Origin of the sequence: Mesorhizobium sp. XAP4 (assembly GCF_029269325.1) — a bacterium.
GTDB lineage: Bacteria > Pseudomonadota > Alphaproteobacteria > Rhizobiales > Rhizobiaceae > Mesorhizobium > Mesorhizobium ciceri.
In genome coordinates, this window is sequence record NZ_JARIXW010000005.1 from 21,142 (window position 1) to 36,614 (window position 15,473).

12 protein-coding genes are annotated in these 15,473 nt (G+C 61.0%); all 12 read left to right on the forward strand.

Translation table 11 applies throughout. The annotated features are described in order from the left end of the window. Positions 1-140: 140 nt before the first annotated feature. The 12 genes from P3C39_RS21445 to P3C39_RS21500 all read left to right on the forward strand — a co-directional run bounded on the left by P3C39_RS21445 (position 141) and on the right by P3C39_RS21500 (position 15,473). The gene (locus tag P3C39_RS21445) at positions 141-3,662 is read left to right on the forward strand and encodes a Ulp1 family isopeptidase (RefSeq protein ID WP_245463522.1); all 3,522 of its coding nucleotides are present in this window, start codon (positions 141-143) and stop codon (positions 3,660-3,662) included. A 206-nt stretch (positions 3,663-3,868) separates the two neighbouring features. Further along, positions 3,869-5,893 (forward strand): conjugal transfer protein TraG, encoded by a 2,025-nt coding sequence (locus P3C39_RS21450; protein WP_024502848.1) that lies wholly within the window; start codon positions 3,869-3,871, stop codon positions 5,891-5,893. A gap of 116 nt (positions 5,894-6,009) precedes the next feature. Then, a complete protein-coding gene (locus P3C39_RS21455) occupies positions 6,010-6,423 on the forward strand; it encodes a CopG family transcriptional regulator (RefSeq protein WP_095488561.1) in 414 nt (137 codons plus the stop codon). Then, entirely contained in the window at positions 6,420-7,388 is a 969-nt protein-coding gene (gene trbB, locus P3C39_RS21460) for a P-type conjugative transfer ATPase TrbB (protein WP_024502850.1), read from the forward strand. The genes P3C39_RS21455 and trbB overlap by 4 nt, the downstream gene beginning before the upstream one ends. 12 nt (positions 7,389-7,400) lie before the next feature. Next, on the forward strand, positions 7,401-7,709 hold the full coding sequence (locus tag P3C39_RS21465; protein ID WP_126057781.1) for a TrbC/VirB2 family protein: 309 nt from the start codon (positions 7,401-7,403) through the stop codon (positions 7,707-7,709). Next, positions 7,709-7,981: a VirB3 family type IV secretion system protein gene (locus P3C39_RS21470; protein ID WP_024502852.1), complete on the forward strand. Its 273-nt coding sequence runs from the start codon at positions 7,709-7,711 to the stop codon at positions 7,979-7,981. Before P3C39_RS21465 ends, P3C39_RS21470 begins: the two co-directional genes overlap by 1 nt. Next, positions 7,975-10,425 carry a conjugal transfer protein TrbE gene (gene trbE / locus P3C39_RS21475; RefSeq protein WP_126057782.1) on the forward strand — a complete coding sequence of 817 codons (2,451 nt, stop codon included), beginning with the start codon at positions 7,975-7,977 and terminating at the stop codon, positions 10,423-10,425. The genes P3C39_RS21470 and trbE overlap by 7 nt, the downstream gene beginning before the upstream one ends. Further along, entirely contained in the window at positions 10,422-11,147 is a 726-nt protein-coding gene (gene trbJ / locus P3C39_RS21480) for a P-type conjugative transfer protein TrbJ (protein ID WP_024502854.1), read from the forward strand. Before trbE ends, trbJ begins: the two co-directional genes overlap by 4 nt. Positions 11,148-11,180: 33 nt before the next feature. Further along, on the forward strand, positions 11,181-12,503 hold the full coding sequence (trbL, locus tag P3C39_RS21485) for a P-type conjugative transfer protein TrbL (RefSeq protein ID WP_127317705.1): 1,323 nt from the start codon (positions 11,181-11,183) through the stop codon (positions 12,501-12,503). Continuing rightward, positions 12,504-13,235: a conjugal transfer protein TrbF gene (gene trbF / locus P3C39_RS21490; protein WP_126063930.1), complete on the forward strand. Its 732-nt coding sequence runs from the start codon at positions 12,504-12,506 to the stop codon at positions 13,233-13,235. It abuts the gene before it with no gap. A 1-nt stretch (position 13,236) separates the two neighbouring features. Continuing rightward, positions 13,237-14,262, forward strand: coding sequence for a P-type conjugative transfer protein TrbG (gene trbG / locus P3C39_RS21495; protein WP_127232321.1), 1,026 nt, complete (start codon positions 13,237-13,239; stop codon positions 14,260-14,262). Beyond that, positions 14,259-15,473 (forward strand): TrbI/VirB10 family protein, encoded by a 1,215-nt coding sequence (locus P3C39_RS21500; RefSeq protein ID WP_126057785.1) that lies wholly within the window; start codon positions 14,259-14,261, stop codon positions 15,471-15,473. The genes trbG and P3C39_RS21500 overlap by 4 nt, the downstream gene beginning before the upstream one ends.

The following is a 15,473-nucleotide window of genomic DNA, read 5'->3' on the forward strand; positions in this document are numbered from 1 at the left end:
TTGCTCATGTGATCTGTGGAAGTGAGGCTAGCGTGCACCCGTACAAACTGGACATTCATCGTAGCAGCTTGGCTGCAGGTGCAGCACGCCGTACCGCACGAGCAAGCGGACAAGCCGGCCAAGCCGGTTTTGAGCAGCACTTGGGCGAATTGCAGGCGGCGGATGAGTTGATGAGTGCACCAGGCGAGGATGTCCTCGTCAATGGCTCGCATGGCAAAGGTGAGTTGAGACCAACGAAGAGGCAGAGGATCCAAAGCAATCTGCAGCATGCTGTCACTGAGCGGCAACCAGGTCAGGTTGGTGACTCAGGCGCTCGCGCGATGATGCAACTCCCTGCCCATCAGGTGGGTACATCGGAACGGGAGGCGCAGCTCGCGATGCAGGGGGATGAGCACGAATACACCCCAGCGCCGCATCTCGATGGGTCGATGCCCTCGACAGTGCAGCCGGATCGTCCAATTGTGGCCCCCGACGGTGCCGACAAGCGTCCTGTTTATTCCAACGATGCCACCGCCATCGAAGGGCTGAAGTCTGCACTCCTTGCGGGTAAAGCCAGGCCGGACACGGTCACTCGCAGCGCAAATTCTCTTTTCGGCTTTAGTCGTTGGCTCTTTCAAAACAAAAAGCCAGGGTTTGCTGCTCGGCTTTACCATCCGTCGCTGAGCCAGGATCTCGAGGAGTACGAGAGTAGGGGTGGTTCCTCCACAGTGGCTGGCGCACTGCGTCAACTGATGAAGCCGATAGGCGGAGCCGCCCCGATTGTGGGTCGCGCTGTCCTGAACCCCCATCCTGACGACGCCGCGCTCACTAGACATTTCAGATCCGCGAGCGGCTACGCAACTGCTCTTAACCATTTCAGTCATTACCTACGTCAAAATGACAAGCTCGGGATTGCGGGCCGGATTTACGATGAATCGCTGGATAAAGATGTTGAGAGCTACAAGGCCGCCTCCTCTACTCGTGGAGCTCCGATCGAATCTGCACTGGTTTATATCCGCAAGCACCCGCCGCGCGTTATACTCGGGAGTCATCTGGAAAACGCGGTCAGCATGGAGGCTCGTCCCCGTGGCGACGCTGCTCAGCATACCGCACCACAGCAGGGATTCGATTGGCCAGAGGAGCTCCTGCCGGTAGGTTATAAGGAGGGCACCGATCTACCATTGTCTCTCGCCCCAACCGCGCACCAACACCAAGCACCCGACTTTGGAGAGGCCGTCCCTCACTTGAACTGGCGCCACGGCGACCAGGGCGCCCCGGAGGGGCTGGTAGCTGCACGGGACAGGAGCAGCCCGCTGCCAAGCGAGGCGGTGCCACATAAATCTGGACGGGGACTCGCTACGCAGCCCAGATTGTGGGCGGAGAAATCCGCCTCGCCAGAGCTCTTTCGACGGCGGGCGGAGCAGGCTCTGCCGGCGTCCGCCAGAGGTGTGGAGACATCCTCCGCGGTTGATGAAGCCGCCGCTCGCCAAGCTTTGGCTTGGTTGCAGCAGGAGATGGAGGGGATCGAACCGATGCAGGATCCTCATAAGGTGGCTACACCGGAATCTGAGGCGCAGCTCGTCAGGCAGAGGGATGAACACGAATCCACCCCAGCACCGCATCCCGGAGCTGGTGGTTCGATGCCCTCGACAGTGCAGCCGGATCGTCCAATTGTAGTCCCCAACGGTTCCGACAAGCGTCCTGTCTATTCCAACGATGCGACCGCTATCGAAGGGCTGAGGGCAGCATTCCACGCGGGTAAGGCCAGCGCGAACACGGTCACTTTCAATGTAAATTCTCTTTTCGGCTTTAGTCGGTGGCTCCTTCAAAACAACAAGCCAGGGTTTGCTGCTCGGCTTTACCATTCGTCGCTGGATCAGGATCTCAAAGAGTATGAGAGTACGGGTGGTTCCTCCACCGTGGCTGGCGCACTGCGTTACCTCAAGAAGTCGACAAGCGGAGCCCCGATTATGGGTCGCCCTCTCGTGATCCCCTATCCTGACGATGCCGAGCTCATTAGAGATTACAGAGCCGCTTCGACCAAGGAGTACCTGGCAGCGCCTGCGACCGGACGGAATCCAGATACCGTGGGCGGCTATACAAATTTTCTTAGACATTTTAGCCAGTATCTGCGTCAAAATAACAAGCCTGGGATTGCCGCTCGGATTCACGACAAATCGCTGGATAAAGATGTTGAGAGCTTCAAGGCTGTCTCCTATGGTAATAGACTAAGTATCGGTTCTGCATTGGCTCACCTCCGGGATATCCTGCCGCGCATTGTGCTCGGGCGCGAAACTGTCCTTGCTGCTCATCCGGCAGACGCAGTCACCAGGCGCGTTGGGGCCGCTGCTGAAGCTGGGCCAGCGGCACCGGCAAGAGCTCCCCAACCCGCCTCGCCAGCAACCGCTAAGCTGCCAGGCACCTACCGCGGCCTTCCACTGGTTGATGTGACCACACTGACGACCAGTTCCTCTGGGGCTCAGATCGGGGCGCTCGATCCGACAGCCCCGTCCAACGTTGCAACGGGGCGGGTGCTCGGCGCCGCCGAATGGCTGAGCGACGCCCATGTCCAGAGAGATTACAATTTGCTGGAGCGGCAACTGCAGGGGATCAATCCGGCGCTCGCTGCCCGGACTCGGCTGGTGGATCCTTCCGTATCCCATCTACTGCGACACACGTCGCCGCAAGACGCTCGAGGCATATTGCAGTCCATCTATAATCAAAACAACGCCACAGCCGACTTCCTGTTCTTGCCAGTGAATAATGGCACGGCTACTAGCCCCGGCACCCATTGGTCGCTGCTGCTCGTTGATCGCCGCGACCCCGAAAGGCGGTTCGCCTATCACTACGACTCCCTCCAGCGAGAGGGATATAACGACGTGCCTGCAAAACAGCTCGCAGGACTGCTGAATGCTACCTTGGCGCCAGCCCCCATGGCCAGACAGACGAACCATTATGATTGCGGCGTATTTGTCCTGGAGGGCACGTGGGCGCTGGTTGAACGATTGGTGAAAGGGCAGCGGCCAGACCACGAGCCGCTGCCCCTCGACAACCTCGTTGCCGATCGGCAGGCGCTGCAAGACCGGCTAAGGAGGCGCTTGCCGCACGAGGAAGAGCCGCGGCAGCTGCTGGAGGATGAACCCGCCTCCCCACCGATGATGGCATTCGAGCCAGGGGAACTGCGGCAACTGTTGGAAGACGAGCCTGACTCCCCACCAATGATGGCGTTCGAGTCAGGGGAACTGCGGCAACTGTTGGAAGACGAGCCTGCCTCCCCACCAATGATGGCGTTCGAGCCAGGGGAACTGCGGCAGCTGTTGGAGGATGAACCCGCTTCCCCATCGATGATGGCGTTCGAGCCAGGGGAACTGCGGCAGCTGTTGGAGGATGAACCCGCTTCCCCATCGATGATGGCGTTCGAGCCAGGGGAACTGCGGCAACTGTTGGAGGATGAACCCGCTTCCCCACCGATGATGGCGTTCGAGCCTGGGGAACTGCGGCAACTGTTGGAAGACGAGCCTGCCTCCCCACCAATGATGGCGTTCGAGCCAGGGGAACTGCGGCAACTGTTGAATGATGAGCCTGCCTCCACTTGGGCACAAATCAATTCGACCCCACATGCGCGAGCGGACGGTGTTCATCAGCCAGCCCAGGCGCCCTGGCTCCCTGAACGCAGAAGATAACTTTGCGGAGGAGCGGTCACGCAACTGTCGGCGGCGCCGGGCCTCAGGGTGAATGGAGAGGATGGTGTCGCGTGAAGGCGCAACACGCGTGCTGACCGACCTGCATAGTAGGAAGTCGTTCATTGCTCCCAAATCGTATGTGAGGAACATTCCTGTCCCGGCTGCACCGCGCGATGCTAGGTCGCGTTGTTCAGCGGGCCAAGCCGATGACACCTACGAAGCTACTGATCGGGCAGATCGCCGTTGTGTGCGCAATTGTCATTATCGGCGTATGGACGGCAACCCAATGGTGCGCTCAAATGCTGACCTACCAGACGCCTCTCGGCGCACCATGGTTTCTCTTCGCCGGCTGGCCAATCTACAAGCCGTGGAAGCTGTTTGAATGGTGGTTCCACTTCGATGCTTATGCGCCGGAGGTCTTCGACAAAGCCGGTACGCTTGCAGGCGCCAGCGGATTCCTGGGCTGTGCCGCCGCAATCGCAGGCTCGCTTTTGCGCGCGCGACAGCGCGGGTCGGTTACGACCTATGGGTCTTCACGGTGGGCCACGACTCATGAGGTCGAGACGGCAGGGTTGTTACGGCCGGCGGGCGTTTTCCTCGGTAGGCTGAACGATCGCTATCTGCGCCATGACGGCCCGGAGCACGTCATGGCATTTGCGCCGACGCGTTCGGGCAAGGGCGTGGGGCTGGTTGTTCCAACGCTACTTTCCTGGACCGGGTCTGCCATCATTCATGATATAAAAGGCGAAAATTGGCAGTTGACCTCCGGCTGGCGGTCGAAATTCTCGTACTGCCTTCTGTTCAATCCGACCGACCCGAGATCGGCACGCTACAACCCGCTGCTGGAGGTGCGCAAAGGCCCAGATGAGATCCGGGACGTTCAAAACATCGCCGACATCCTCGTCGATCCCGAGGGCGCGCTGGAGCGACGGAACCACTGGGAGAAGACCAGCCATTCACTCCTAGTTGGCGCCATTTTGCACGTGCTCTACGCTGAAGAGGACAAGACGCTAGCCCGCGTCGCCACCTTCCTGTCGGACCCGCAACGCTCGTTTGCCGCAACGCTACGGCGGATGATGACGACAAACCATCTCGGGACGGGGCATAACCCTCAGGTCCATCCCGTAGTGGCCTCGGCGGCTCGCGAACTCCTGAACAAGTCGGAAAACGAGCGCTCAGGCGTCCTCTCGACCGCCATGTCCTTTCTTGGGCTTTATCGTGATCCAACGGTCGCGGCGGCCACTTCGTCCTGCGACTGGCGCATCGCTGACCTAGTGGATGGAGAGCGACCGCTGTCGCTCTATCTGGTCGTGCCGCCTTCGGATATCTCGCGCACCAAGCCTTTGGTGCGACTGATCTTGAACCAGATCGGCAGGCGGTTGACGGAGCGTCTGGAGGGGGACCCGAAGAAGAGCCGTAAGCATCAGCTGCTCATGATGCTGGACGAGTTTCCGGCGCTCGGTCGCCTCGACTTCTTCGAAACGGCGCTCGCCTTCATGGCAGGTTATGGCATTCGCTCCTATCTGATCGCACAATCTTTGAACCAGGTTTCAAAGGCCTATGGCGAGAACAATGCTATTCTCGACAATTGCCACGTGCGAATTGCCTTTTCCTCCAATGACGAACGCACGGCCAAGCGCATCTCGGATGCCCTCGGCACCGCAACCGAACTTAGGTCGATGCGCAACTATGCGGGCCATCGGCTTGCGCCCTGGCTTTCACATGTCATGGTGAGCCGCCAGGAAACCGCGCGCCCGCTCCTGACGCCAGGCGAGGTGATGCAATTGCCGCCGTCAGACGAATTGGTCCTGGTTTCTGGGTTGCCGCCGATCCGCGCCAAGAAGCTGCGCTATTATCAGGATCAGAATTTCACAGATCGGGTGCTGCCTGCGCCGGTGCTGCACGACGGACCCTATGCGGACTGCCCTGCATCACGCCCGGACGGCTGGACTGGACAAGTGTGCAGCGTCGATAGCCGACTTGCTGCGGACGAGGAAAGCGCCGACGCGCCAGTTGAAGACGAGGGAGGCGTTCAGCAGCAACGCCATCCAAGCCTGCCCGAAGAAGACGTTGTTGTCTCTCAAGAGCCCGATCAGGCCGATCTGTACAAGCCCGCAGACGATGACAGCGAAGCGCTCGCGGACAAGCGTGTCATGGATCGGATTTCCACTGCGGCCCGCGCCTACGGTATCAACGAGGGCAGGGGCGACGATGTCATTCCCGGCTTCTGAAGTCCGCTGAGTTGCAGAGCGCACCTCAGCGTAGATAACGGCCATAAGCAATTTTGAGCGTCTGGCCGATGCTTCTCCCGTCGCCGGCGCAACGCCGGGCCGTCGGAACGAGCCGCATGAAGCCGCACCGCATTCGCCATCAGTTTCTGCTTGAGCCGGAGCTCAGCGAGAAACTGGACAACCTCAGTCGCGATCCGTCAACGACCAAATCAGCGATCGTGGCGAAGGCGATCGAGGCGTTCATCGAGCGGCGTGGCGAGAGCGAGTTCGATCGGCGCTACGGCGTAAGGCTTGACCGGCTCTCCCGCGATCTTGCCCACGTCAGGCGCGATTCCGAGGTGATCCTGGAGAGCCTGGCGCTCTTCATCCGCTTTTCGATCACCCTTCACGCCCACACGCCGGTCCCGGATCGGGCAACGCAGGCTATTGCCCAAGAGCGTTTCGAGAAATTCGTTGAGAAGGTCGGCCGCCAGATCGCTTCCGGCAAAAAGTCGCTTAGCAAAGACAATGGTGGGGGAGGGGAAGGATGAGCTCTCATCCCGAGGCCGACCACCGGCGGCGTGTCATGCTGCGCACCGCCATGGGTCCGGCAATCACCGAAGCCCTGGCCGATCCGTCCGTCATCGAGGTGATGGTCAATCCCGACGGCGCGCTGCGACTCGACCGGTTAGGCGAAGGTCGGGTCGATACCGACGTTCACATGCACCCGTCCGAGGCAGAACGTATCATCCGCCTGGTTGCTTCGCACGTGCGCGCCGAGGCGCACGCCGACAACCCGATCGTCAGTGCCGAATTGCCGTCTGGCGAACGCTTCGAAGGCCTGCTGCCACCTGTGGTGTTGGCGCCATGTTTTGCCATCCGCAAGCCCGCCGCGAAAGTCTACACCCTGGCCGACTATGTTGCCGAACGCATCATGCTGCCGCTGCAGGCCGATGCGCTGAAAAAGGCCGTCCGCGAGCGGCGCAACATGCTGATCGCCGGCGGCACTTCCTCGGGGAAGACAACACTCGCCAACGCTCTGCTTGCTGAAGTCGCCGAATGCGACGATCGGGTGATCCTGATCGAGGACACACGCGAACTGCAGTGCGCGGCCAGGGACTGCGTTGCCCTGAGAACAAGGCGGGGCTCGGTCACCCTTGCCGATCTCGTGCGCTCGACGCTGAGGCTCAGGCCGGACCGCATCATCGTGGGCGAGGTGAGGGGCGCGGAAGCGCTCGACATGCTGAAGGCATGGAACACCGGGCACCCAGGCGGCATCGCTACCGTACACGCCAATTCCGCGCGCTCGGCTCTCTATCGCATTGAGCAACTCGCCCAGGAAGCGGTGGTCACCGTTCCCCGCCGGCTCATCGCTGAGGCGATAGATCTGATCGTCTTCATAGCGGGACGCGGCTCGTCGCGCCACATCGACGCAATCGCCGAGGTCACCGGTCTCGACGGCAGCGGCGATTACGCCGTTGCCCCGCTCACGCTTTCGCAACTCCAGCAGCTTTGAAAGGCCTTCCTCATGCGCAAGAAGCTTCGCTTTCTTTCGTCCACAGCGCTCGCGTTTCTTAACACGGCCCCGGTTTATGCCGCCGGCTCCGGCATGCCGTGGGAGCAGCCGCTGCAGCAGATCCTGGAGTCCGTGCAGGGACCGGTCGCCAAGATCGTTGCGGTGATCATCATTATCACCACCGGCCTGACGCTTGCCTTCGGCGACACCGCCGGTGGTTTTCGGCGCCTGATTCAGATCGTCTTCGGTCTGTCAATCGCCTTCGCGGCATCGAGCTTCTTCCTCTCCTTCTTCTCCTTCGGTGGTGGGGCGCTCGTCTGATGGCCGCCGGGGAGCAGCATATCGAGGGCTTCGCAGTACCGGTCCACCGGGCGCTGACCGAGCCGATCCTGCTCGGCGGGGCTCCGCGCGCGGTGGCGATCCTCAACGGTACAGTGGCCGCGGCCATTGGCTTCGGCTTGCAGCAATGGATTGCTGGTCTGGTGCTTTGGATCGCAGGCCACTCGTTAGCGGTGTTTGCCGCAAGACGCGATCCGGACTTCGCCAGCGTGCTTGTGCGCCACCTACGTCTGAAGGGGTGGCTTGCATGCTGAACCTTTCGGAATATCGAAGCAAAGCCGACCGGCTTGCCGACCATCTACCCTGGGCTGCCTTGGTGGCGCCCGGCATCGTGCTCAACAAGGACGGCAGCTTTCAGCGGACGTTGCGGTTCCGCGGCCCGGATCTCGAAAGTGCGACGGAGGCTGAACTCGTCGGCATTTGCGCCCGGGCGAACAATGCTCTCAGACGCCTTGGCTCTGGCTGGGCATTGTTCTTTGAGGCCGAGCGCACAGAAGCGCTGGGCTATCCGAACTCGCATTTTCCTGACGCCGCGTCGTGGCTGGTCGACGAAGAACGCCGCGCTGCTTTCGAGGGGAAGGTAGCGCACTACGAGAGCCGCTATCATCTGACCTTGGTGTTTATGCCACCGCCGGACGCCCAGGCGCGCGCAGAAAGCGCGCTCGTCGACTCTCATTATTCCCGAGGAGAAAGAGACTGGCGCCAGGATCTGGCGAGGTTCCGTGACGAGACCAACCGCGTGCTCGATCTCTTCTCGGGTTTCATGTCCGAAGTACGCGTCCTCGATGATGCTCAGACGTTGACCTACCTCCACGGCACGATTTCGCCTCGTCGCCATCCTATCATGGCCCCGGAAACGCCGATATATCTGGATGCAATCCTGGTCGATGCGCCGCTTACCGGTGGCCTGGAGCCGATGCTGGGTGAGCAGCATCTTCGCACACTGACCATCCTCGGCTTTCCGAACCTCACCCGGCCCGGAATCCTCGATACCCTCAATCATCAGGATTTCGCCTATCGCTGGATGACGCGCTTCATTCCGCTCGAGAAAACGGAAGCCACGAAGACGCTGACGCGATTGCGCCGGCAGTGGTTTGCCAAGCGCAAATCGATCGTGGCAATCCTACGCGAGGTCATTACCAACGAGCCGGTCCCGCTTGTCGATAACGATGCCGACAACAAGGCGCTCGATGCCGACGAAGCCCTTCAGGCATTGGGCGGTGATCATGTGAGTTTCGGCTATCTCACCACCACCGTGACCGTGTGGGGCGAGGATCGCCAAGCCGCTGCAGAGAAGCTTCGCGCGGTCGAGCGCATCATCAATGGGCTCGGCTTCACCACGATCCGAGAAGGCGTCAATGCGGTCGAGGCTTGGCTCGGCTCATTGCCTGGCCATGTCTACGCTAACGTTCGCCAACCGCTCGTTCATACATTGAACCTTGCCCATCTCATGCCGCTGTCGTCGGTTTGGGCCGGTCCTGCGACAAACGAGCATCTCGCGAAAGTCACCCAAACCGAAGCGCCACCGCTTTTCGTTGCCGAGACCAGTGGGTCGACACCGTTTCGGCTTTCCACCCACGTCGAAGATGTCGGCCACATGCTGGTTGTTGGTCCGACCGGCGCCGGCAAGTCGGTTCTGCTTGCTCTGATTGCTCTGCAGTTCAGGCGCTATGCCGGCGCCCAGGTTTATGTCTTCGACAAAGGCAATTCGGCCCGTGCTGCAACACTTGCCATGGGTGGAGAACACCACGCGCTAGGAGCGGACGGTTCCCTTGCCTTTCAGCCACTGCGCAGCATCAACGACCAGGCTAGCCGAAGCTGGGCGGCCGAATGGATCGCCAGCCTTGTTGCCCACGAGAACGTCACCGTCACGCCGGAGGTGAAGGAGGCTATTTGGTCAGCGCTGGCCAGCCTTGCCACCGCGCCGGCGCAGGAACGCACACTGACCGGTCTTTCGGTCCTGCTTCAATCCAATGCGCTGAAGACCGCATTGATGCCCTACACGCTCGACGGTCCCTTCGGCCGCCTGCTCGATGCCGATCATGATGGGCTGGCCTTGTCGGATGTGCAGTGTTTCGAGACCGAGGAGTTAATGCACAGCCAAGGCGCTTTGCTGCCGGTGCTTACCTATCTGTTCCAGCGACTTGAGGAACGGTTCGACGGACGGCCCACGCTGATCATGCTCGACGAGGCGTGGGTCTATCTCGACAATCCGCTGTTCGCCGCCCGCATCCGCGAATGGCTGAAGGTGCTGCGAAAGAAGAACGTGTCGGTTGTCTTCGCTACGCAGTCGCTGGCTGATATCGCGGGCTCTGGCATAGCGCCGGCAATCATCGAAAGCTGCCCGCAGCGCATTTTCCTTCCCAATGATCGTGCCGTGGAACCCCAGGCGCGCACAGCCTACGAGCGCTTCGGTTTAAGCGAGCGGCAGATCGAATTGATCGCCCGCGCCACGCCGAAGCGTCAGTATTATCTGCAATCGCGCCGCGGCAACCGTCTGTTCGAGCTCGAGCTTGGCCCCATCGCTCTTGCGCTTTGCGGTGCTTCCGATCCGGCCACGCAGACTCTGATCGACAGGATCATGTCCGAAGACGGGCAAGGCAGCTTTGCCTCGCAGTTCCTGATCGCGCGCGGCCTCGATTGGGCCGGCGAACTTCTCAAGCAATTCCCTCAACCAGACAAGGAGCAATTCTCATGATGCGGCGACGCCTTCTCTCCGGCCTGATCACCGTTTCCCTGATCGCCAAGCCTATGGCCGACTATGTGCAGCCCGCCTACGCCCTTATCGTGTTCGATCCGTCCAATTATGCGCAGAACGTGCTGACGGCCGCGCGCGCATTGGAGCAGATCAACAACCAGATCCAGTCGCTGCAGAATCAGGCGACCATGCTGCAGAACATGGCGCGCAATCTTCAGCGTCTGGATTTCTCTTCCGTTGGCCAACTCACCGGTTCACTCCATCGCATCGACGGCTTGATGGACCAGGCGAGTGGCCTCAGCTTTGATCTGGGCAAGCTTCAAGACCAGTGGCGCAGCCAATATCCGGAAAGCTACGACGCCACGATCAAAGTCAGCGATGTGGCGAGTGCTGCGCGGGAGCGTTGGCAAACCGCCATGCAGGCGTTCCGCCAGACCATGGGTGTCCAGTCGCAAATCGTCGAGAACGTCCGCGCCGACGGCGATCTGCTCGCCGATCTCGTCAACCGCAGCCAAGGGGCGGCCGGTGCGCTTCAGGCAAGCCAGGCCACCAACCAGCTGATGGCGCTTTCGACAAAACAGCAGATGCAGATCCAGACGCTGCTCGCAACGCAGTTTCGAGCTGAGGCCGAGGATGCCGCCCGCAAGGCCCAGTCAGACGAAGCCGCCCGCGAGATGACGAAGCGGTTCTTGGGTACCGGCTCGGCTTATCCCGGCAATTAATCACGAGTTCATCACGACGAGAAAGGCAGCGGCATGAACGACCTTGGCGTCATCGATCGCTTCATGGAGACCTTCATCCGCTACATCGACAGCGGGTTCGGTCTGCTATCGGGCGACCTCGCCTTCCTCACTACCATTCTGATCGGCATTGACATCACACTTGCCGGCCTGGCGTGGGCGCTCGGCGACGAAACCAGCGTTCTCGGCCGGCTTGTCCGCAAGGTGCTCTATGTTGGCGTCTTCGCCTTCATTCTGAACAATTTCAAGAACCTCGCCGATATCGTTTATCGTTCTTTTGCCGGTCTCGGGATTAAGGCGTCGGCCGGCAATCTGTCGGCAGACAATCTCTTGCGCCCGGGCCGCATTGCCGCGACCGGTTTCGAAGGTGCTTGGCCAATGCTTGACCAAGCCAGTCAGCTCCTGGGCTTCCCGGAAATCTTCGGCAACGCACTGACCATCTTCGTGCTGCTGATGGCCTGGTTCCTGGTTATCATCGCCTTCTTCATCCTTTCCATCCAGCTTTTCATCACCATCCTAGAGTTCAAGCTCGCCACGCTGGCAGGTTTTGTTTTGGTTCCATTCGCACTTTGGAACCGTTCAGCGTTCCTGGCCGAACGCGTGCTCGGCCATGTTATCTCGTCAGGCATCAAGGTGATGGTGCTCGCCGTCATTGTCGGTATCGGCTCCACGCTCTTCGGGGAGTTCGCTTCCGCATTGCAAGGCAAGGAGCCGGATCTTGCCGGTGCCATGTCCCAGGTACTGGGCGCACTGGCACTGCTTGGCCTTGGCATTTTTGGGCCGGGGATCGCGTCGGGTCTCGTCTCAGGCGCACCGCAGCTTGGGGCGGGCGCCGCCCTCGGCACGACCGCGGCGGCAGCGGGTGTATCACTCGTTGCTGGAGGCACAGCATTTGCTGGCGCGCGTATGGCAACCAGCGGCGGTCTCGCCGCCATCCGAGCCGGCACAACAATGGGATCGGCTGCTTCCACGTCATGGCAGATCGGGCGCGCAACCTCGCCCGACGCTGGCCTCTCCGGTGTGGCTGCTGGAATGCATGGTGTAACCAGTGCAGCTGGCGGCGCCGCTATACGCATAGCGCGATCCGCCACTGCAAGTGTTGGGCGCAACGCCGATGCCGGGCGCGATGCCGCGTGGACCGCGACCGGCGGCGCGCCGACAGCGTCAATGACCGAACGCTCTGCCGGTTCGGCCACTGTTTCGGCGCCGACGTGGGCAAGGCGCCTACGTTCTGAACAGACCGCCCGGGCAAATCGCCACGCTGCCATGCAAGCTGTCCGAGACGGAGACCGGCCGGGAGGCAGCGCCAACCCCTCTCTCAACGACAAGGATGACTAGATGCTCTTCAAGCGACCCGTGCACCGTTACGGCAAAACACCCGAACCGGTCACGCCGTATCAAAAAGCCGCCCAACTGTGGGACGAGCGCATCGGCTCATCTCGACTGCAGGCCAGGAACTGGCGGATCATGGCCCTTGGCTGCCTGGCCTTGGCGACCGGGCTTTCCGGCGGACTCGTATGGCAGTCGATGCAAAGCCGTGTCGTGCCTTATGTCGTCGAGGTCGATGGCTTCGGCGAGACGCGCGCCGTCGCGCCGGCGGTCCGGAATTATGAGCCCTCGGATGCTCAGATCGCCTGGCATCTCGGCCGCTTCATCCAGAATGTCCGTTCCGTTTCCACCGATCCGGTTTTGGTTCGGCAGAACTGGTTGGCAGCGTACGACTTTGCTAGCGATCGCGCAGCGCTCTTCCTCAACGAATACGCCAAGGCGAACGACCCCTTCGGTCAGATCGGAACGCGCAGTGTTTCGGTACAGGTCACCAGCGTGGTCAGAGCCTCCGAAAGTTCATTCCAGGTCAAATGGACCGAGCAGGTGTTTGAGCGCGGAAGCCTTGCCAGCACGATGCGCTGGACTGCGATCCTCACGATCGTGATCCGCTCGCCAAGCAATACGGATCAGCTGCGCAAGAATCCGCTCGGCGTCTTCATCAATGCCATTGACTGGTCACGCGAGCTCGACAGCGCCGTCCCAGCCCCCCTTTCTCCGACGGAGTCCACCAATGAAAGGTAAAATGTCACCGATTCGTGCCGTGCTGATCCTATCGGTGTCGGCAGCGGTCGTTTCCGCTTGTGCATCGAAGAAGGTGCCGCCGCCTGAGATTTCCTATGACGCTGCCGACTTCAAACCGGCCGCGATCGAAAAAGCGCCGGAGAGGCCGATTAGAATTGTCGAGGTGCCAAAACCACTGCCGCTGCCTGGCCAAATGCAGCCCGAGCCCGGCAAGGCCGAGGACAAGCGCCCTCCTGAAGAACGCGTCGCTGATGCCAACAAAGCCGCGACCCAGCAACCCACCAAGTACGGGTATGTTAATGCAGTGCAAGTCTACCCCTTCACCGATGGCGCGCTTTATCAACTCTATGCCGCGCCGGAGCGCGTGACCGACATCGCTCTGCAGCCGGGCGAGAAACTAACCGCCGTGTCGGCTGGCGACACCGTGCGCTGGGTCATTGGCGATACCGCAAGCGGCACCGGTGACAATCAGCGCACCCATGTTCTGGTAAAACCCTTCGCGCCGGGTCTTGCCACCAATGTCGTCATTACGACGGACCGGCGGACCTATCATTTGCAGCTTCAAAGCACCGAGAAGACCGCAATGGCGGCAATCTCCTGGACCTACAGCCAAGACCAGATCATCGCGCTTCGCCAGCGCAATGCTCAAGCCGAGGCAGTTACACCGGTCGCGTCGAACATCGCGCTCGAAAACCTTCGCTTTCGCTACTCAATCAGTGGCGACACACCGCCCTGGAGACCGACGCGAGCCTTCGACGACGGCAGCAAGGTCTATATTGAGTTCCCTCGTCGCATAGATCAGGGCGAGGCGCCACCACTCTTCATCGTCGGCGCAGATGGGAGCAGCGAGCTCGTCAACTATCGCGTGCGCGGCAACTATTACATCGTCGATCGGCTCTTCGCCGCGGCCGAACTTCGCCTCGGCACCAAGCGGCAGCAGGTGATCCGCATCAGCAGGATTGACGGCAGGCAACCGCAACGGCGGATCTCGCTCTTTCGCGGCAGCCGGCGAGGTGAGGGCTCATGATCGAAAATTCCCGCTCTGGCATCCCGCCGAAACTGGATCCCGAGGAACTGCAGCTTCGGGCCTCTCCCCGCCGCGTGGTGCGGTTCAGGCGCGGTGTGATCATCGCTATCGCAGCGCTCGGATCCGGCGCTGTCTTCGGCGTTACCATGATCGCCCTCCAGGGGCCGGCCCTTCGCATCAGGGATCAGGCGGAAGATCTCTACAACACTGAGCGCAAACCAACCGCCGAGGGACTCGATACGCTTCCCCATGACTATTCCGGCATGAAGCCAAAGCCTCCCGTCCTTGGGCTACCTTTGCCGGGCGACCTCGGCCGCCCCATCCTCGAGCGGCAGCGCCAGCTCGGCATCGTGCCGGGCCAAGACATCTCGGCCGAGGAGCAGCGTCTAGCGCAGCAGGCGATCGAAGCGCGTGAATCGCGGGTGCTTTTCCGCGTCGAAAATCGAGCTCAACAGACAGATGTCGGAGAGAGCGTGCAAACTGCTCAGCATCCATTTGAGGCGCTTCCCCAATCCGAAGCAGGACGCGCGTCAGCCTCGGTGGCGGCGGCGGAAGGCGACCAGAACAATCAGCAGCGAAAGCTTGATTTTCTCAGCCAGCGGAGCACTGGCGGGATCTACAATCCGCATGCGCTTCAGACGCCGATCTCGCCATATCAACTGATGGCTGGCAGCGTGATTGCCGCCAGCCTGATCACCGGCATCAATTCCGATTTGCCGGGCCTTGTCGTCGCGCAAGTCACCGAAAATGTGCACGACACGGTCACGGGCAACATATTGCTGATTCCGCAGGGCTCACGTCTTATCGGCGTCTACGACAGCGTCGTCGCGTTCGGGCAAAAGCGAGCGCTGCTGGTCTGGCAGCGCATTCTGCTGCCCGACGGCTCGTCGGCCGAAATCGACAATCTGCCCGCGAGCGACACCGCCGGCTACGCAGGGCTGGAAGACAAAGTCGATTTCCACACTTGGCAGATGATCAAGGGAGTGGCGCTTGCCACATTGCTCGGTGTCGGCACAGAATTCAGCCTCGGCGAAAACGAGAGCGATCTGGTCAAGGCGATCCGGGAATCAGCCCAGCAGAACGCCAGTCGAGCCGGCCAGCGCATCACCGAAAAAAACCTCAATATCCAGCCCACCATCGTCGTCCGCCCAGGTTGGCCACTGCGCGTCATCGTGCACAAGGACATCGTGCTGCGGCCATACGCCAGTTGA